This window comes from Namhaeicola litoreus (assembly GCF_042679565.1).
Lineage (GTDB): Bacteria > Bacteroidota > Bacteroidia > Flavobacteriales > Flavobacteriaceae > Namhaeicola > Namhaeicola litoreus.
Genome location: NZ_JBHTMY010000002.1, coordinates 231,122 through 250,160, shown reverse-complemented (window position 1 = coordinate 250,160; position 19,039 = coordinate 231,122). Strand labels below are relative to the sequence as shown.

14 protein-coding genes are annotated in these 19,039 nt (G+C 36.1%); 7 read left to right on the top strand and 7 right to left on the bottom strand.

Features of this window, described 5'->3' with window-relative positions; all coding sequences use genetic code 11:
- Positions 1–64: 64 nt before the first annotated feature.
- Genes mgtE through ACFQ39_RS02955 form a run of 4 tightly spaced genes read right to left on the bottom strand, consistent with a single transcriptional unit; the run spans position 65 to position 4,282 of the window.
- The gene (gene mgtE, locus ACFQ39_RS02970; protein WP_377176292.1) at positions 65–1,414 is read right to left on the bottom strand and encodes a magnesium transporter; all 1,350 of its coding nucleotides are present in this window, start codon (positions 1,412–1,414) and stop codon (positions 65–67) included.
- Complete coding sequence (gene rsmA, locus ACFQ39_RS02965) at positions 1,392–2,180, bottom strand: 16S rRNA (adenine(1518)-N(6)/adenine(1519)-N(6))-dimethyltransferase RsmA (protein ID WP_377176290.1); 789 nt, start codon at positions 2,178–2,180, stop codon at positions 1,392–1,394. Before rsmA ends, mgtE begins: the two co-directional genes overlap by 23 nt.
- Positions 2,170–2,496 (bottom strand): DUF4286 family protein, encoded by a 327-nt coding sequence (locus ACFQ39_RS02960; RefSeq protein WP_377176289.1) that lies wholly within the window; start codon positions 2,494–2,496, stop codon positions 2,170–2,172. The genes rsmA and ACFQ39_RS02960 overlap by 11 nt, the downstream gene beginning before the upstream one ends.
- A gap of 4 nt (positions 2,497–2,500) precedes the next feature.
- Positions 2,501–4,282 carry a tetratricopeptide repeat protein gene (locus tag ACFQ39_RS02955; RefSeq protein WP_377176287.1) on the bottom strand — a complete coding sequence of 594 codons (1,782 nt, stop codon included), beginning with the start codon at positions 4,280–4,282 and terminating at the stop codon, positions 2,501–2,503.
- A gap of 230 nt (positions 4,283–4,512) precedes the next feature.
- Between ACFQ39_RS02955 and ACFQ39_RS02950 the strand changes: the two genes are divergently transcribed.
- The gene (locus ACFQ39_RS02950) at positions 4,513–4,647 is read left to right on the top strand and encodes a hypothetical protein (RefSeq protein WP_377176285.1); all 135 of its coding nucleotides are present in this window, start codon (positions 4,513–4,515) and stop codon (positions 4,645–4,647) included.
- A 12-nt stretch (positions 4,648–4,659) separates the two neighbouring features.
- On the opposite strand, the gene serS is transcribed toward ACFQ39_RS02950, so the two are convergent.
- From serS to ACFQ39_RS02935, 3 genes are all read right to left on the bottom strand, one after another.
- Positions 4,660–5,934, bottom strand: coding sequence for a serine--tRNA ligase (gene serS / locus ACFQ39_RS02945; RefSeq protein WP_377176283.1), 1,275 nt, complete (start codon positions 5,932–5,934; stop codon positions 4,660–4,662).
- A gap of 71 nt (positions 5,935–6,005) precedes the next feature.
- Positions 6,006–6,935 carry a bifunctional riboflavin kinase/FAD synthetase gene (locus ACFQ39_RS02940; protein ID WP_377176281.1) on the bottom strand — a complete coding sequence of 310 codons (930 nt, stop codon included), beginning with the start codon at positions 6,933–6,935 and terminating at the stop codon, positions 6,006–6,008.
- Positions 6,936–6,942: 7 nt separating this feature from the next.
- Positions 6,943–7,464, bottom strand: a complete 522-nt coding sequence (locus tag ACFQ39_RS02935; protein WP_377176279.1) for a hypothetical protein — start codon at positions 7,462–7,464, stop codon at positions 6,943–6,945.
- Between the two features lie 149 nt (positions 7,465–7,613).
- Between ACFQ39_RS02935 and ACFQ39_RS02930 the strand changes: the two genes are divergently transcribed.
- From ACFQ39_RS02930 to atpD, 6 genes are all read left to right on the top strand, one after another.
- Positions 7,614–10,232 (top strand): zinc-dependent metalloprotease family protein, encoded by a 2,619-nt coding sequence (locus tag ACFQ39_RS02930; RefSeq protein ID WP_377176277.1) that lies wholly within the window; start codon positions 7,614–7,616, stop codon positions 10,230–10,232.
- A gap of 118 nt (positions 10,233–10,350) precedes the next feature.
- The gene (locus ACFQ39_RS02925) at positions 10,351–13,086 is read left to right on the top strand and encodes a TonB-dependent receptor (protein ID WP_377176275.1); all 2,736 of its coding nucleotides are present in this window, start codon (positions 10,351–10,353) and stop codon (positions 13,084–13,086) included.
- 21 nt (positions 13,087–13,107) lie between these two features.
- A complete protein-coding gene (locus ACFQ39_RS02920; RefSeq protein ID WP_377176273.1) occupies positions 13,108–14,649 on the top strand; it encodes a G-D-S-L family lipolytic protein in 1,542 nt (513 codons plus the stop codon).
- Positions 14,650–14,694: 45 nt separating this feature from the next.
- Positions 14,695–15,894: a cytochrome-c peroxidase gene (locus ACFQ39_RS02915; protein ID WP_377176271.1), complete on the top strand. Its 1,200-nt coding sequence runs from the start codon at positions 14,695–14,697 to the stop codon at positions 15,892–15,894.
- An 11-nt stretch (positions 15,895–15,905) separates the two neighbouring features.
- A complete protein-coding gene (locus ACFQ39_RS02910) occupies positions 15,906–17,408 on the top strand; it encodes a parallel beta-helix domain-containing protein (protein WP_377176269.1) in 1,503 nt (500 codons plus the stop codon).
- Positions 17,409–17,526: 118 nt separating this feature from the next.
- Positions 17,527–19,035, top strand: a complete 1,509-nt coding sequence (atpD, locus tag ACFQ39_RS02905) for a F0F1 ATP synthase subunit beta (protein ID WP_377176267.1) — start codon at positions 17,527–17,529, stop codon at positions 19,033–19,035.
- Positions 19,036–19,039 lie beyond the last annotated feature (4 nt).

The following is a 19,039-nucleotide window of genomic DNA, read 5'->3' as shown; positions in this document are numbered from 1 at the left end:
AGAAAAGCAATTCCGCCTTAGATTGCTGTTTTTGAGTTTTTTAAATAGAAAAAAACTGATCGCTTTAGAAGCCTAGGATTAGCTTAGCGATGGTGAAAAAGATGAAAATTCCAAAAATATCATTGCAAGTGGTGATAAAGGGTCCTGTTGCAACTGCAGGATCGATGCCTTTTTTGTGAAGAATTAAGGGGACGAATGTGCCCACTAAAGAAGCAATTATGATGACAATAATTAATGAAATACTAATTGTACTGCACACTTTCATAGGGTATTTTAACAATAATCCCAGAGAAAAAACGATGAGTGCCAGAAAAACTCCATTCACCAAGGCAAGGCTAATTTCTTTAAACATACGGTTGAGTAGAGAACCTCTTAGGTTATCTTTTGCAAGACCCTGCACGATGATGGCTGAAGATTGAACTCCTACATTACCTGCCATCGCAGCAATAAGCGGTGTAAAAAAGAATAATTCAGGGTAATTTTTTAAGGCTTCGTCAAACCCACCCATGATGGAAGCCGCTGCGGTTCCTCCAAATAAACCGAGTACCAACCACGGTAATCTCGCTTTGGTGAGATCAATAATACTATCATCAGCTTCAACATCATCTGTTAAACCAGCAGCCATTTGATAATCCTTTTCTGCTTCTTCTTTAATTACATCGACAATATCATCAATCGTAATTCTTCCGAGTAAGTGATTTTCACTGTCAACAACAGGAATGGCCTCTAGATCATACTTTTGCATAATTCGCGCTACCTCCTCGGCTTTGTCATTCACGTTTACAAAATCAACTTTTGGAATAGAAATTTCGGATATTGTTGCGGAAGCAGGGGCAACCAACAAGTCTTTTAAAGATAATCTGCCTTTTAAAACGTTTTTATTATCAACAACATATATTGAGTGTACCCTAGTAACTTCTTGTGCCTGTGATCGCATTTTACGCACACAATTAGGAACTGTCCAGTTTTCATTTACTTTTACTAATTCTTTCGCCATTAAACCACCGGCAGTATCCTCATCGTATTGCAATAATTCTGCAATATCTTTTGCATGGTCACCGTCTTCGATATTAGAAAGAACAATATTTTGTCTTTCATTTGAGAGGCTCCCGATTAAATCTGCGGCATCATCGGTGTCTAATTCGTCAATATGCTCTGCAATTTCTTTTTCCGAAAGTTTTGATAGAATTCTGGCTCTGTCGTCTTCGTCTATATCTAAAAGCGCTTCGGCCGTTTTTTCGGAATCCAATAGTCGGAAGAGATAGGTCGCATCATCGTTGGATAATTCGTCAATAATTTCTGCAATATCTGCCGTGTGTTCCTCAGCAAAAAGATCAATAATTACTTGATCATCCCTTCTTTCTATAAGAGACTCAAGGTTTTCGATAAATTCATTGTTGATCTCGAAGGGCATCTTCTTCTAAGCTTTTTGTTAAGTTGATAAATTCCTGAACAGAAAGTTGTTCAGGACGCTGCGCAAAGATAGTATCTTCTTTCAACTTATCGCTCAGATCAAAAGATTTTAAACTGTTGCGGAGGGTTTTTCTTCTTTGGTTAAATGCTGTTTTTACCACTTTAAAAAAGAAAGCGTCATCGACTCCAAGATTTAAGTTTGGTTTTCTCGTCAAACGCAAAACACCCGAATCTACTTTTGGAGGAGGTTGAAAAACATTGGGAGGCACGGTAAATAAATACTCTGCTTGGTAATAAGCTTGCGTTAAAACGGACAAAATTCCATAAATTTTATTACCGGGCTTTGACGTAATTCTTTGTGCCACCTCCTTTTGAAACATACCAGAAAACTCTGGAATTAATTCTTTATTCTCTAAAGTTTTAAAAATGATTTGAGAAGAAATATTATATGGAAAATTTCCTGTAATGGCTGTTTGTTGATGGTTTAGAAGTTTCGGAATATCTGTTTTTAGAAAATCTAAATGATGAATTTTATCTGACAACATTGGAAAATGTAATTTGAGATAGGCCACGGATTCATCATCAATTTCAATTACGCTGGTTTCAAAATCTTTTTTGAGAAGATATTTCGTCAAAACACCCATGCCAGGACCAATTTCTAATACTTGCTTGTAGTCTTTACCTACTAGTGTGTCTGCAATTTTAGAGGCAATATTTTCATCGGTCAGAAAATGTTGTCCCAAATGTTTTTTGGCACTAACGCTCATTGTTTTCAATTAAATCTATTACTTCTAATTCTGTTCTAAATGAAACCAGTTTATCACCAAATTTATCAACTACTTCCTGTTTAAGTATGTGTGTGTGTTGATTTAAATAATTAGCCAAGACGTCTCTGGAGGGTGACGTGTATTGCACAGAATAAGTAATCCCGCCCATCTCTTCATCAATTAATATTTTTGTCAGCAAGGCATGGCTAAATTTTCCAATTTTAACTACTTTAGGAATATGCTCGGTTTTCATCCAAATGAGCCAATCTTCTTCTATTTCTTTTTCCACATTGGTGGTAACGTTGTAAATGATCATGGTTTTAATTTAGAATATCCCCTCTTAATTTACGGTATTGTTTTCTGGCATCAACCAGGTAAATACTGGAGGGGTAATTAAAAATAATTTTTTCGAAATAAATTCGGGCTTTGTCGGGCTCCGATAAATGGTTTAAGTATAACTCGGCCAATTGATAGAGAACCTGATCGATTAAAATGCTGTCTGGATAAAAACTTTCAATTTTTAAATAATTAGACTCAGCACGATCTGCTATATTTTCTGATGTAAATAGTTCGGCTTGAAATTTTAAAGCATCATCTTCTATTAAGCTCCCTTTGTAATTTTGGGTAATGGTATCCAATGTCTTAATCGCTATATCATTTTTTTTTTGAAAAGAATAAAGCTGTGATTTTGCATAAAGTTCAAGAGGTGTTTTAAGCGAATCTTTATCGATATTATTTAAAATGAGTAGATAAAGATCCAGGGCATCATTGGCGATGAGCTGCGATGTTGATGATTTTAATACAGAAAGTTGGTCTTTTGCCCATTCAAAATCCCCTTTAAAATAAGAAGTTTGTGCTACTTTAAATCTAGCAGTTTGCGCTAAATTGCTGTTTTTTAGATCGTTTTGAACCTGGCTATACAGAATTAAAGCTTGGTTGAACTGGTTGTCAAACACCAAGATGTCACCTAATTTTATTTTAATCATCCCCTTTTGTAATTCGGATAAAGCATCCGGAATGGCCTCTTTTAAAAGTTTAATTGCTTCATCCGGCTTGTTTAATTGGAAGGCAAGAAAATCAGCGTAATTGATTTGTAAGGGAATTGTTCTACCCGTTTTACCATACTGGATAAAAATTTCTTGAAAATTTTTATCGACTGAAGAATAATCAGAGGGTTTCGACTCTTGAATTTGGATAGAAAGAAGATTGTTCTGAATATTTAGGATGACCTCATCACTGTTGTCTTGGTTGAGGATAAAATAAAATGCTTTTTTCGCACTTTCAAAATCCTTATTTTCCATGGAAATCAATCCCAACTCATAAATTTTTTCGATATTACTTTTGTCGCGGTTATAAATGGAAATCTCCTGAACAATTGCTTTGTTATAGTCTTTTTGTTGAACAAAAAGCCAGCTCAACAATAAATTATAGCTATTTTTTGGATTGTTCTGTGCTCGTAAAAGCAATTGCTTTTTGAATAAAATATTGTTCTTATCAGAAGGGTCGTCAGAAATATATTGAGCGAGATAACGCTTAACTGTGTCTACATATTCTTCATTAAAATCAACCAAATTCAAATAAGATGCAAACATTTTATCAAATTCGCCCTGCTCTCCATAAATTTGGGCTTCTTGAATCTGTGTCACTAATTTCGGATTTTTTCTCTTAGCAATTTCATATGATTGAAGTGCGTATTCCAATTTATGATTTTCGGTAAATGAATATCCAATATTATATACTTGGTTTGGGTTAATCTCTATAGATTGAATCGCACTTTGGTAATATTTTTCAGCCTCTTCAAATTTTCCCTGTAATTCAAAATTATATCCTAATTCTACATCCAGGTAAGTGAGCATAGGAAATTCGATTAACTGATTTAAAATAATTTTTTCTGCCTCATCATAATCACCTAACTGCTGTTGGCAAGTAATAAGTTTTTTAAAATATTCTCTTTGAATTCTATTTTTTTCATGTAAGGCTTTATATAGCATTGCGGCTTGCTCGTATTCCCCTTTCATGTAGTAACGATAAGCTTGTTCCGGCTTTTGCGAGAAAAGAAATGTAGAAAAACTCAGGAAGAAAATAAAAAAAATATTTCTCATCTGGTAAAGGTCGGAAAATTTAGAAAAACAAAAGTTGGATATGCTATTTAAAGTTTTGTATAAATTATTATGAATTTAGGATAGATTGATGAAAAAATGTATCGAAAAAACAAAAAACACGAAGAATGTTAAATTAATTATAAAATAAATGGCCAAATGTAACGTTATTCTAATTGGGCAGTCTTTTTAGATATACCCAATAACAAAACAACAACCCAAAAAATAAAGACATGAACGAACTAATCAAATTCTACGACAAGGCCAAAGAAAGAGCTACAAACCACATGAGAAAAGGCCAATTAAATGCTTATTATAAGGATTTAACTGAAATGCATCACTACAAAAGACTGATAGAAGCCGCTTAAGGCTTCTATTTTTTAGTCGATTAGGTCAAAACCGGTATACGGTTTCAATACATCAGGTATTTCGATTCCTTTTTCGGTTTGATAATTTTCTAAAATTCCGGCTAAAACTCTGGGTAAAGCCAATGAAGATCCGTTTAGCGTATGTGCTAATTCACTTTTACCTTCATTATTTTTAAATCTTAACTTAAGTCTGTTCGCCTGAAAAGTTTCGAAGTTAGATACTGAGCTGATTTCAAGCCATCTTTCTTGGGCAGTAGAATAAACTTCAAAGTCGTAAGTTAAGGCCGATGTAAAGCCCATGTCTCCACCACACAATCTTAAAATTCTAAAAGGCAATTTCAAATCTTGTAAAATACCTTTCACGTGTTCTACCATATTCTCCAGAGCTTGATAAGAATTATTTGGATGTTCTACACGCACAATCTCAACTTTATCAAACTGATGTAAACGGTTCAACCCTCTTACATGCGCACCATAAGATCCCGCTTCTCTTCTAAAACAAGGTGTATATGCAGTTAATCCTATCGGAAGATCAGATTCTTTCAACAATTCATTTCTAAAAAAGTTGGTCAAAGGAACTTCTGCGGTTGGGATCAAGTACAATTGATCAATACCCACTTCATACATTTGCCCCTCTTTATCGGGCAATTGACCGGTACCAAAACCTGAAGCTTCGTTTACCAATAAGGGAGGTTGCACTTCTGTGTATCCGGCAGCTGTGTTTTTATCTAAAAAATAACTGATCAAAGCTCTCTGTAATTTGGCACCTTTACCTTTATATACAGGAAAACCGGCACCCGTAATTTTATTCCCTAAATCAAAATCTATGATATCATATTTTTTTGCTAAATCCCAATGAGGTGCAGCATCTTTGTATAATTTTGGAATTTCTCCTTCCTTGTATACTTCTACATTTTCCTCAGGTGTTTTACCCACAGGAACAATTTCGTTTGGAATATTAGGAATTTGGTAGAGCAACTCATTGAGCTCATGCTCAGCAGCGGCTAAGGCATCACTTAAATCTTTTGAAACGGCTTTTAATTTGGTTGTTTTTTCTTTGAGTAAATTGGCCTTATGGGTTTCGCCAGATTTGAAGAATTGTCCAATATCCTTTGATATCTTATTGCTCTCAGCCAGAACCTGATCCAATTTAGCCTGTGTTTCACGTCTTAAACTATCTTTTTTTATTACTTCATCAATGATGGTACTAGCGTTTTTAAAGTTTCTTTTTACTAAACCTTTTAAAACTAGATCTTTATTTTCTCTGATAAAAGCCAATGTGAGCATGGGAAATAAATTTGAAATGTGGGGCAAATATAAACAATGAATTGAGACTAATTAGGGCTTGTTTTTAGATTTTATCTATTTCTCAACCATTCTCTAGCCAGAATTTCATCTACGGCAATTTGTTTTTTCAATCCATCGATAGAATCGAATTTGGTCTCGTCGCGCAGGCGATTCAGTATTTCGACTCTCAGTATTTTGCCGTATAGATCTCCGCTAAAATCTAAAAGATAAACTTCTATTGATCGGTTTTGACCATTTAATGTTGGTCTGGTTCCAATGTTCATCAATCCAAACATTTTTATCCCATTGTATTCAGTTCTTACTATATACACACCGTTTTTAGGAATGAGTTTGTAATCTTCCTCTATTTGTATATTGATCGTAGGAAAATTAATCGTTCTACCTATACCATGGCCTTTCACAACTTTCCCACTCAGGATATAAGGATAGCCCAAATAACGATTGGCGAGTAATACATCTCCTGCCAAAAGTGCTTTTCGAATTTTAGTGGAGCTTACAGCTATATTCTCAATATCTTGTGAGGGAATTTCTTCCACTGCAAAATCATAGACCCTCGACAGTTCAACAAGTTTGTCAAAATCACCCTCTCTATTCTTTCCAAATTTATGGTCATGGCCAATAACAAGTTTCTTGACATTAAGTTCGTTAACTAAAATATTTCTAACAAAATCTTCAGCTGAAGTTTGTGAAAATCGTTCTGTAAAAGGTTCAACTATGAGATGATCTAATTTGTACATGGCAAGAAGATCTTTTTTTTCTTGAAAAGAATTGAGCATTTGAATTTGGTTTTCTTTGCCCAAAACTCTTCTGGGATGGGGATAGAAAGTTAAAATGGCGCTGTAAAGGGATTCCTTTTTTAATTCGTTTAACCGCTCAATTATTTTTTGGTGTCCAATATGCACACCGTCAAAAGTGCCAATGGTCAGCACAGTAGGGATATTTTTTTTTGAAAAATCTATGATACTTTGATGAACTCTCATACAATGTTTAGGGCAAAATAATGACCTCTTCAATGGTTTTTATTACCTGTGGCAAATCAGTATTAAATTCTAATTTTATTATTACTTCGCTATTGTTTCTTTTGAGGTCTAGTTTGCCCCTTAAAACTTTTTCATAACCAGATTCACCTTTACAATAGCATAATCTACCATACAATAAATTCACTTTTTGTAAATTTTCATCCTGCAAAAGTAAACTTATTTCGTTTTTTGGTAGTTCGAATAGCACAATTTCTTTGTAATTTCCATCTGCATAATCAGTGTTTTTTGAGAAGATGTATTCAAAAATGTAATTTTCCCCTTCGATGATTTCCGGATAATTCATGCCAAATTCATCCGTTTTTAAGTGTAATTCTTTGTTTTTAATTACAGAAATTTTACAGGAGCCACCATCCGGACAATGATCAAGCGTTAAACTATGTGCTTCATTTTGCGCGTTTTGCCCCAAATATTTTGTTGTTTTACAATTTGTTAGGGAAAGTAAAATTAAAAGAGAAAAAAGAATCTTCATTATTTTTTTATGCAAAGGTAAGGTCTAATTAAAAGTTTAACCGATTATTTTTTTAGATTTGTATCAGCTGAGTTTTTATGATTAGAAGAATAAATTGCTACGTACTAATTCTACCCCTCTTATATTCCCTTAATTTCTTCGGACAAACAATGGGCAATTGGAAGGAGTTATCTGCTGCCGACTCAAAGGGAGAATTGTTTCAAGATAAACCAGAACCATCTATTTATAAAGTATATGAATTAAATACAAGTCTGATTCAAAAGCAAATTGTAAGCAAAGGGATCAAAGAAAGTTTTGATTTTAAATTGCCTGTTTCCGAGGGAGAATATGAAGTTTTTGAATTGACAGATAGCGAAGTTATTCATCCGGATTTGCAAAAAAAATATCCTGAAATTCGAAGTTATCAAGGAAAGAGTAAGGATTCTTCCAAACGGGTAAGACTTTCTTTTACACCTGAGGGTTTGCATGCCATGGTGATGGATAGTAAAAGAAGTATTCAGTTTATAGAACCAAGTTCTCAAGATCAAAATACCTATATTTCTTACAAAAGATCCGATCTGAAAAATTTGGCAAATGATTTTTTGTGTCAAACAGAAAGTCTAGAATCCGTTCAACAGAAAGCTGTTCTGGCCAAAAATTTTAACGATTTAAGAATGCGAACTTTCCGTTTGGCTTTGGCATGTACGGGTGAGTATGCGCAGTTTCACATTGATCGGGCAGGTGCTCAAAACGCAAGTGATCAACAGAAAAAAGTATTGATTTTAGCAGAAATGGTACTCGCTATCAGTAGAATTAATGAAATCTACGAAAATGATTTATCGATTCGTTTTCAGATTATTCCAGGTATTGATCAATTGATTTATTTAGACGGTTCCACAGACCCATATACCAATAATTCAGGAAGTACCATGTTAAATGAAAATCAAACCAATATCGATAATGTTATCGGTACAACGAATTACGATATTGGTCATGTATTTAGCACTGGAGGAGGAGGTTTAGCTTCCTTGGCCTCGGCTTGCACCAGTTCAAAGGCTAAAGGAGTTACCGGTTCAAGTAATCCGGTGGGCGATAGGTATTACTTTGATTTTGTAGCTCATGAATTTGGTCATCAGTTAGGGGCAAACCATACATTTAATGGGACTGCGATTAATTGTGGTGGGGATACAAGAAATGCAACTACGTCGGTAGAGCCTGGAAGCGGATCTACGCTTATGGCTTATGCGGGTTTATGTGCTCCGCAGAATGTACAAGGAAACAGTGATTTATATTTTCATACCATAAGTATCAAAGAAATTTGGAATAATGTCAGTGCAGGTAGAAGTACTTGTGCCGCTTTTACAAATCTCACCCAGAATCGAAACGTACCCTTGGCTAATGCCGGATCAGATTTTACCATACCAAAATCGACTCCTTATGTTTTAAGAGGATCGGGAAGTGATGCAGATAATGACCCGATTTCATATTGCTGGGAGCAAATAGACGCAGGGGCAACCACTGTTCCACCAAGTTCGACAGCAACAAGCGGGGCCTTGTATCGTTCCGTAAATCCAAAGGAAAGTCCGAATCGCTATATGCCTGATTTGAAAACAGTTGTTTCAGGCAATTTATCTACAACCTGGGAAGTTACACCAAGCGTTGCCAGAAATTTAAACTTTACACTTACCGTTAGAGATAATAATGAAGAAGGAGGGCAATCGGCCTCAGATGACATGAAAGTTACGATTTCAGATGCTGCTGGGCCTTTTGTTGTAACTTCTCAAAACGAGGAAAATCTCTTTTGGGAGAAAAATAGTTCACAGATTATAAAGTGGAATGTGGCTGGAACAACAGGGAGCAATATTAATGCTGCCAATGTCAATATTTTCTTATCTACAGATGGCGGACTTACATTTAGTGAGCCACTAAAACTAAACACGCCAAATGATGGCGAAGAAAGCATTCAGGTACCGAATACAGGTTACCCTGTTTGTTATATAATGGTAGCCGCGGCAAATAATATTTTTTATTCTGTGAATAAAAAAGCATTTTCAATTGGGACATTTGTCGAAGATTGCAACAGTTTTGTTTCTACTGACGTTCCTAAAAAGATTCCTGATAATAACCTGACAGGTGTAATATCTCAATTAAATGTGCCTAATAGTTTAATTATCGACAGACTTGAAGTATCTGTTAACATTGAGCACGCCTTTGTAAACGATTTACAGCTAGATTTGATAAGCCCCTCAGGGAAAAGTATTGCGCTTTTAAGAAATCAATGTTTTGGGCCTGAGTATAATAATTTAGGGGCTACTTTTACAAATGATGGAAGTGAAATTATTTGCAGTCTTACCCTGCCCAGTATTGAGGGGAGAATTAAGCCTCAGGATGACCTGCAAGTTTTTAATGGTGATGACGCTTTCGGAATATGGAGATTGCGCGTCATCGATAATGCGGTTGACGATATAGGTTCCATTATCGGTTGGAATTTGAACATTTGTACAAATGAAGAAGTATTGAGCAACAATGAATTTGAACTTGAAAATTTCAATATTTATCCTAATCCTGCAGAAAATTATTTTACCATAACCTTTTCTTCAGATCAAATCAGTGATGTGAGTATCATAATATATGATATGCTAGGAAGAGAAATCATACAAAAAAGATACAATACACAGGAAATTCTATTTAGAGAGAAAATCCTAATTCCAGGAGTTGGGAAAGGGATTTATTTTGTTAAAGTCTCAAGAGGAAATCAAAATTCTACAAGGAAACTGATCATAAAATAAATTATGAATGTCATAATTAAGGTAAATAATTTTATTTTTTCCTGATTTTTATCATAGGATAATCACGATATTCCGAAAAAATTGTATTTTTCGCCACTTTAACTACAATTTGAACTATATGAAATCTATCTTATTGACATTGATGGCCTTTTTCGCTTTTGCGATTACGTACGCTCAAACGCAAGTATCCGGAAAAGTAGTCGATGCCGTAAATAATGAGCCGATACCCGGCGTGAATGTAAAAATTATTGGAGGATCTACGGGTGCTTCAACTGATTTTGACGGGTTATTTTCAGTAAATACGACCGCGACACCACCATTTACACTAGAATTTACTTCGGTTGGTTACGATCGCAATACATACGAGGTAACGAATGCGGACGAAGAAATTACAATCGTTTTACAAGAAAGTCAAACTACTTTAGATGAAGTAGTCGTTTCTGCGTCGAGAACACCTGAAAGAATATTTGAATCACCCGTAACAGTAGAGACGATGTCTTTAAAAGATATCAAAAATACTGCTTCACCAGATTTTTATGATGGACTTGAAAATTTGAAAGGGGTAGATATCAATACCAACAGTTTGACGTTTAAATCGATTAACACAAGAGGTTTTTCGACTTTTTCTAATACACGTTTTATGCAGTTGGTGGACGGAATGGATAATTCTGCACCGGCATTGAACTTTCCTTTAGGAAATTTATTGGGAATGACAGAAACAGATGTGCACAGTATAGAATTACTGCCAGGTGCATCTTCAGCCCTTTACGGTGCCAACGCCTTTAATGGAATTCTCTTCATGACGAGTAAAAATCCGTTTGATTTCCACGGTGTAAGTGCCAGTGTAAAAGCAGGCGTAACTTCGCAAGATGTGGCAGGAACCAATTTCTTTTACGATGTTAGTGCAAGATATGGTGTTAAATTCAATGAAAAAATTGCTGCAAAAATTAACATTGGATATTTAAAAGGAACAGACTGGCATGCCGACAACATGGTAGATAGATTTATCAAAGGAAATACAAGAGAAGACTATAACTACGATGGTCTGAATGTATATGGAGATGAAGTATCAACAAACATCAGAGCAGCTTCTGGTGGTCTTGGCATAATTCCAGATGTCGTGGTAAGTCGAACAGGTTACCGTGAAACTACTCTAACCAATTATAATGCAGAAAGCTTTAAGGCTGATTGGGGTGTGTATATCAGACCTTGGGAAAATGATATTGAGTTTTCTTATGTAGGAAAATACGGGTCTGGAAATACCATCTACCAAGGAACGAACCGATACAATATTAAAAACTTTAATATGCAGCAGCATAAAATTGAGGTGAGAAGTAACAATTTCTTTGTTAGAGGATATGTTGTTGCTGATGACGCTGGAGACTCATATGATATGGTGTTTACAGGGGTTAATATCAACAGACGCTGGAAATCAGACAGACAGTGGTTTGGAGAGTATATCAATACATTCGCTGGGGCAACATTGGGAGGAGCGACTGAAGATGAAGCCCACAAGGCTGCTAGAGCCGCTGCGGATACTGGCCGATTTGAACCGGGATCACCGGAATTCAAGAATGCATTTAACGAGATCATAAAAGATCCGGATTTTAGTACAGGATCTAAATTTCAGGATGAATCAAAGTTTTATCACGGTGATGCAAATTATAATTTTAGCCATTTATGGGATTGGGCAGATATTCAAGTTGGTGGGTCTTATAGAATGTATGAATTAAATTCAAAAGGTTCTATTTATACAGATAAGGATGGACCAATTGACTATTCAGAATACGGTGCTTATACGCAATTACAGAAAAAGTTCTTAGCCGAAGAACGATTAAAACTTACTGCTTCTGTACGTTATGATAAATCTGAATTGTTTGATGGTTTCTTTTCACCAAGACTTTCTCTCGGTTATACCGCTGGTGAGACTCAAAATCACAATTTTAGAGGATCTATTCAAACAGGATTCAGAAATCCTACTACACAAGATTTATTCATTGGTTTGGATGCAGGTGCCGCAGTTCTTGTTGGAGCTGCCAAAACAAATTTAGACCGTGATGTAAGAACTTACGATGTTTCACAAAGTGGTCAAAATTTGGGGGTTCCAGCTCAAGTAAATGTTGTAGGAAGACAAGCCTATGAAAATTCATTTACGGTAAGTTCAGTCCAGGCCGGTGCCCCTCAAGCCTCAAATATCAATTTGGTAAAACCAGAACAGGTAACTTCATTTGAATTAGGCTATAGAGGGAAATTTAATAGGGTCATCGTTGATTTAAACGCCTATTATAACAAGTATAAAGATTTCATTTCTAATGAAAATGTCCTTGTTCCCTTATACGGCACTGTGGGGGATAATGCTTTATCCTTGGCTGCCTTGCAATTTGGAGATTTTGAAGTTTATCAAACCTATACAAATTCTGATGCCGACGTAAATTCTTATGGTGGATCTATATCACTTTCGACCAAAGTTTTTGGTAATTATGATATATCTGGTAACTACACATATGCAAAACAAGATTTTGACCAGGAAAAATACCCTGATTTCAGAACTAGTTTTAACACCCCAGAACACAAGGTGAAAATGATGTTCGGTAATGCGAATGTTTATGAAAACTTAGGTTTTAATATTGCCTGGAGATGGAGTGATGCTTATTTCTGGCAAGGTACTTTTGGGGATGGAGACGTTCCTGCTTACCACACCATGGATGCACAGGTAAACTATGCAATGCCATCGCTCAAATCGACTATCAAAGTTGGGGCATCCAATATCTTTGGTCAAGATTACTTTACCGCGTTTGGTACAGGATTCGTTGGTTCGCAGTATTATGTATCTTGGGTTGTTGGCAATTTCTAATTAACTATTAAAATAATTCTTATGAGTTTTAAATTAAAATATACGTGGCTACTTTTATTTTTATTCGCTTTTGTAGCTTGTGACGATGATGATGATAATCCATCGGATAAAAAAGTTGCGCTGGTACCGGGTTCAGCCGATTTTAATACTTATGTCTCTTTAGGCAATTCTTTAACTGCAGGCTTTACAGATAATGCACTTTTTATTGCTGCACAAAACAATTCTTTTCCCAATATTTTGGCAGAAAAGTTTGCTTTAGTCGGCGGAGGAGAATTTACACAACCACTAACTAATGATAATGTTGGCGGACTTCTTTTGGGAGGAAATGTGATTTCCAATCCTAGATTGTTTTTTAACGGTTCTGGTCCTCAGGTGCTACCGGGCACACCAACAACCGAAGTGTCAAATATTCAAGCAGGCCCCTACAATAATATGGGTGTGCCAGGAGCAAAAAGTTTTCATTTATTGGCGCCTGGTTATGGTAATATTGCAGGTTTACAACAAGGATTAGCCAATCCTTACTTTGTAAGAATGGCTTCAAACCCTAATACTAGTGTAATTGCAGATGCGATGGCGCTCAATCCCACCTTTTTTACTTTATGGGTTGGAAATAATGATGTCTTAGGTTATGCCACAACAGGAGGTGATGGATCAAATCCTATCACTGATGATGCAACATTTAATGGTTCTATTAGTGCCATTGTAACTACCTTAACATCTCAAGGTGCTAAAGGTGTAATGGCCAATATACCAGATGTAACAACAATTCCTTTTTTTACTACAGTTCCATACAATCCATTAAGTCCTTCAAATCCGGATTTCGCTGCTCAAATACCTTTATTAAATCAAACATTTGCGCAATTGAATCAAGCTTTTGCTTTTTTGGGTGTTCCAGAGCGTTCAGTAGTTTATTCTGAAACACAGGCTAGTCCAGTTTTAATCTATGACGAATCATTAACAGATATTTCAGCCCAGTTAATGCAAGTTTTAATGGCTGGAGGTTTAGATCAGCAAACGGCTTTTTTATTATCTAGTCAGTTTGGTCAATCAAGGCAAGCAAATCAAAATGACTTGTTGTCATTGCCTAGTTCTTCCATTATTGCTACAGTAAATACACAATACTTCCAACAGTTGGTTGGTTTGGGAGTACCTGCTCAACAAGCTGGACAATTAGCGGTCAATGGTGTTACTTATCCTTTACGCGATAATTGGGTATTAATACCCTCAGAGCAGGAAGAAGTCAAAAATGCGACAGATCGTTTTAACAATGTTATTAAATCAGCGGCAGATAATGCAGGTCTAGCATTTGTAGATGCAAATACTTTATTAAAACAATTGTCAACATCCGGTATAGAGAGCGGTAATTATATTCTTACTTCTGATCTAGTAAGGGGAGGAGCATTTTCATTAGACGGAGTACATTTAACTGCCAGGGGATATGGTCTTGTTGCAAATGAAATGATGAAAGCCATAGATAAAACCTATGGTTCTAATTTTGAGGAAGCCGGTGAATTGGTCGATGTGGGAGAATACCCCACCAATTATAACCCAGCATTACAATAAGAAAAGGCGCCGATGGGTGCCTTTTTCGTTTAAAGTATTCTTAGAATGAATAGGATTTTTTTTACGATTTCTATTTTTATTATCGGGATTGTTTTCTTGTTCGTCTTTTTGTTTGATAAAACACCAACAGCGTATAAAAAATTTCAAGATAGCAATAATAATTATTTTAGTTTATGTGCAACTTGTCCTCCCGGATTTAAGCTTACCAAAGAAAATAAATGTGAGAATGTCAATTTGTACATGCAATATGATTCTCCAAATAATAAAGGTCTAGGTGGGTTAAAAATTGGCTTACCAGAGGTGCGAGATGGCTTTAGTCCACAACAAATGGATTTAGGCAGGTATTTATTTTTTGATCCCATCTTATCTAGTGATAACAAAATTTCATGTGCTTCTTGTCATAATCCTGAACTCGGCTTTAGCGACGGTAAAGCAAAATCAGAAGGAATGAACGGTGCAGTTTTAGAAAGGTCAGCACCAAGCCTTTGGAATGTGGCTTATTTGAAAAGACTCTTTTGGGATGCCAGAGCCAATTCTCTCGAGGAACAAATGCAAGGACCGCTTTTTTCACCACATGAAATGGCTTCTACTTCTGAGGAAATTTTGAAGAAATTAAATCTATCAAAAGAATACAGGCAGTTATTTAGAGAGGCATTTGGAACTAAAAATGAAAAGGATTCTATTCAAATGAATGAAGTTTTTACGGCCATCACTGCTTTTGAAACTTCCCTGATTAGTTTGAACAGCAGGTACGATCAATATGCTCATGGGTTTGCCAATGCGCTAAATGAAAAGGAAATTGAGGGAATGAATATTTTTAGATCTTTTGTGGCGCGATGTGCAGAGTGTCATACGCCACCGCTGTTTTCAAATCAACAGATTGCCGTCATTGGAAGTCCTGAACCAAATGCCGATTTTTTCGATGAAGGTGCTCAGGAAACATTTAATGATGCTACCATGAGAGGTGGGTTTAAGGTGCCCAGTTTGAGGAATATTGAAAAAACTGCACCGTACATGCATTCAGGACATTTTAAAACGCTAAAAGAGGCCATTGCATTTTATACAAAAGGAAGGGGACATGCCGTTCCAAAAGGAGAAAATTTATATCTTCATTGGCATATTTGGGAGCCTCAATTGAGCGACGAGGAGGTCGAGAGAATTCATGATTTTTTAAAAACCTTAACGGATGAAACATTTATGCCTGAAATTCCAAAGAAAGTTCCGTCTGGACTTCCGATATCCTAAAAAAGTTTAGTATGTTAAAAAAAATTATTTTCAGTTTAATTATTTTAGTCATTGGTGTATTTCTGGGCAAAACAATTTTCGGTGTAAAGAAAAAGTCAGCGCCCCTCCCAACATCTAATGTGCTCTTTCGACCTGAACAGCATAGTTCTTCAGATTCTTTAACTAATGGATATACCTCCATCGAATTTAATGGAGAAATCCACGAAGTGAAAAATGGATCAAAAATTCAGGATGCTGTAAAAAAAGCTAATCCAGGCGATTTAATACGTGTATACCCAGGGATTTATTCAGAAACGTTATATATCGACAAAGATAATATCTCTTTTCAGGGAATAATTGAAGAGGGAGCATGGCCTGTTTTAGATGGGAAAAAAGAATTGAATGATGCTTTTTTGTATTCCGGAAATGGTATACAGATCGAAAATTTTAAGATTATCAATTACAAAGGAAACGGAATTATGGGGCAAGCAGGCAATAATTTTGTGATTAGAAATAATTGGATCATTGATACAGGTGTTTATGGAATTTTCCCTCAGTATGGAAAAAATGGTATCGTAGAACATAATATATTGTCCGGAATTGAAGATGCTGCGATCTATATCGGGATGTGTGATAATGTTGATGTAAAGCACAACAAGGTTTTTGAGAACGTGGCGGGAATCGAAATTGAAAATTCGCGTCATGCCTTGGTAGAAAATAACTATGCCTATAACAATACTGGAGGAATTCTGGCTTTTATTACTCCCGGTTTACCCATCAAAACAACTTATGATGTAATTATCAGAGATAATTTTGTGATTGAAAATAACCACGCAAATTTTGGTGCTCCTGGTTCCATTGTGTCGGGTATACCTCCGGGGACAGGGATTTTAGTCATGGCGGCAGACGATGTGATTATCGAAAACAATATCATTTCCGGCAATAATAATGCAGGAATTATCATCACAGATTTTGCAAATGGGGGAGCAAAAGCATCTAATGATCCTGATTCAGAACCCAACCCTGATCGAATAACAATTCTGGACAATTTTATGATCAATAATGGGAATGCACCTGTTGGTGAATTAAAAGCCTTGATGATGACACAATTATCCTCAAAAGGTCCTGATATTTTGGCGATTGGCGGAGGTCAAGGCAGTACAATAAGAGACAAACAACGATACCGAACATTTGGATTGGGAGATTTTGAAGAACCGAAGATTACCAGTACCGCGCATGTTCAATCATTTATGTTAGATCATCCGGTTGAACCAAAAGAAATTACCGCTTTAGAATTAGGAGAAATGACATATTATGGAATTTGCTCTGGTTGCCATGCGTACGATATTCGCTTGATTGGTGTGCCGGTGAATGCTATTCAGGCAATTTACCACAACAACCCACAAGGAATTGTTGACTACATTACAAAGCCAAAAAAAGTGCGTGATGACTACCCTGAAATGCCTCCACAAGATTATCTTTCAGAAGAAGCTAAAATGGCTGTGGCTCAATATATTCTAGCACTCAAAAAATAAGATAAAAATGTTTTTCCATTTGTTTTAAAACAGTATCTTTGCACCTCGAAAAATAGGCGCTAAATAAGCTTTACAGTTTAGTTGTCTGATAGTTAACAAAAATTAATTTTTACAAATAATGGCAAAAACAACAGGTAAGATCGCTCAAATTATTGGCCCGGTTATCGATGTGTCATTTTCTTCAGAATCTGAATTACCAAAGATTTATGACTCTTTAGAAATTACCAGAGAAGATGGTTCTAAGTTAGTACTAGAAGTTCAGCAGCACACAGGAGAGGATATCGTAAGATGTATTGCGATGGATTCTACTGACGGTTTGAGTAGAGGTCATGAGGTAGTAGCAACAGGTAGTCCAATAAAAATTCCTGTAGGAACTGAAATTTATGGAAGACTATTTAATGTAAATGGAGATCCGATTGACGGATTAAAAGCCTTACCTAAGGATGGTGATAATGGATTACCTATTCACCGCGCAGCGCCAAGATTTGAAGACCTTTCTACCTCTACTGAGGTTCTTTTTACCGGTATCAAAGTAATCGATTTGATCGAGCCTTATGCCAAAGGAGGAAAAATCGGACTTTTTGGAGGAGCTGGTGTTGGTAAAACTGTATTAATTCAGGAATTGATCAATAATATCGCGAAAGGACACGGTGGATTATCTGTGTTTGCCGGAGTTGGAGAGCGTACCCGTGAAGGAAATGACTTGTTGAGAGAAATGTTGGAATCGGGTATTATTAAATACGGAGAAGAATTCAACAAATCTATGGAAGAAGGGGGATGGGACCTTGAAAAAGTTGACGAGAGTCAATTAAAGGATTCAAAATTATCATTCGTTTTCGGACAGATGAATGAACCTCCTGGAGCACGTGCGCGAGTTGCATTATCTGGTTTAACTATCGCTGAATATTTTAGGGATGGAGCCGGAGAAGGTCAAGGAAAAGATGTTTTATTCTTTATTGATAATATATTCCGTTTTACTCAAGCTGGTTCAGAGGTATCTGCACTTTTAGGTCGTATGCCTTCTGCCGTTGGTTACCAACCTACATTGGCTACGGAAATGGGTGCTATGCAAGAAAGAATTACTTCAACAAAAAATGGTTCTATTACTTCCGTACAAGCGGTTTATGTACCAGCAGATGACTTGACAGACCCTGCGCCTGCAACCACATTTGCTCACTTAGATGCAACAACTGTATTGTCTAGAAAAATTGCCGAGTTAGGTATTTATCCAGCGGTAGATCCATTAGATTCTACTTCTAGAATTTTGAGTAAAGAAGTTTTGGGGGAGGAGCATTATAATACGGCACAAAGAGTAAAAGAGACTCTTCAGAAGTATAAAGAATTACAAGATATCATCGCCATTTTAGGTATGGAAGAATTAAGTGAAGAAGATAAGCTTATTGTTCATAGAGCAAGACGAGTTCAGAGATTCTTATCACAACCTTTCCATGTAGCGGAGCAATTTACAGGAATTCCTGGTTCGTTGGTTGATATTAAAGATACCATTAAAGGTTTTAATATGATCATGGACGGTGAATTAGATAAGTATCCAGAAGCTGCTTTCAACCTAAAAGGAACGATTGAAGAAGCTATCGAAGCTGGAGAAAAAATGTTAGCTGACGCTTAAAATA

Bases quoted from the DNA above. Each gene is read 5' to 3' on its own strand.
- mgtE (WP_377176292.1), bottom strand. From the start codon at position 1,414: ATGCCCTTCGAGATCAACAATGAATTTATCGAAAACCTTGAGTCTCTT.
- rsmA (WP_377176290.1), bottom strand. From the start codon at position 2,180: ATGAGCGTTAGTGCCAAAAAACATTTGGGACAACATTTTCTGACCGAT.
- ACFQ39_RS02960 (WP_377176289.1), bottom strand. From the start codon at position 2,496: ATGATCATTTACAACGTTACCACCAATGTGGAAAAAGAAATAGAAGAA.
- ACFQ39_RS02955 (WP_377176287.1), bottom strand. From the start codon at position 4,282: ATGAGAAATATTTTTTTTATTTTCTTCCTGAGTTTTTCTACATTTCTT.
- ACFQ39_RS02950 (WP_377176285.1), top strand. From the start codon at position 4,513: ATGAACGAACTAATCAAATTCTACGACAAGGCCAAAGAAAGAGCTACA.
- serS (WP_377176283.1), bottom strand. From the start codon at position 5,934: ATGCTCACATTGGCTTTTATCAGAGAAAATAAAGATCTAGTTTTAAAA.
- ACFQ39_RS02940 (WP_377176281.1), bottom strand. From the start codon at position 6,935: ATGAGAGTTCATCAAAGTATCATAGATTTTTCAAAAAAAAATATCCCT.
- ACFQ39_RS02935 (WP_377176279.1), bottom strand. From the start codon at position 7,464: ATGAAGATTCTTTTTTCTCTTTTAATTTTACTTTCCCTAACAAATTGT.
- ACFQ39_RS02930 (WP_377176277.1), top strand. From the start codon at position 7,614: ATGGGCAATTGGAAGGAGTTATCTGCTGCCGACTCAAAGGGAGAATTG.
- ACFQ39_RS02925 (WP_377176275.1), top strand. From the start codon at position 10,351: ATGAAATCTATCTTATTGACATTGATGGCCTTTTTCGCTTTTGCGATT.
- ACFQ39_RS02920 (WP_377176273.1), top strand. From the start codon at position 13,108: ATGAGTTTTAAATTAAAATATACGTGGCTACTTTTATTTTTATTCGCT.
- ACFQ39_RS02915 (WP_377176271.1), top strand. From the start codon at position 14,695: ATGAATAGGATTTTTTTTACGATTTCTATTTTTATTATCGGGATTGTT.
- ACFQ39_RS02910 (WP_377176269.1), top strand. From the start codon at position 15,906: ATGTTAAAAAAAATTATTTTCAGTTTAATTATTTTAGTCATTGGTGTA.
- atpD (WP_377176267.1), top strand. From the start codon at position 17,527: ATGGCAAAAACAACAGGTAAGATCGCTCAAATTATTGGCCCGGTTATC.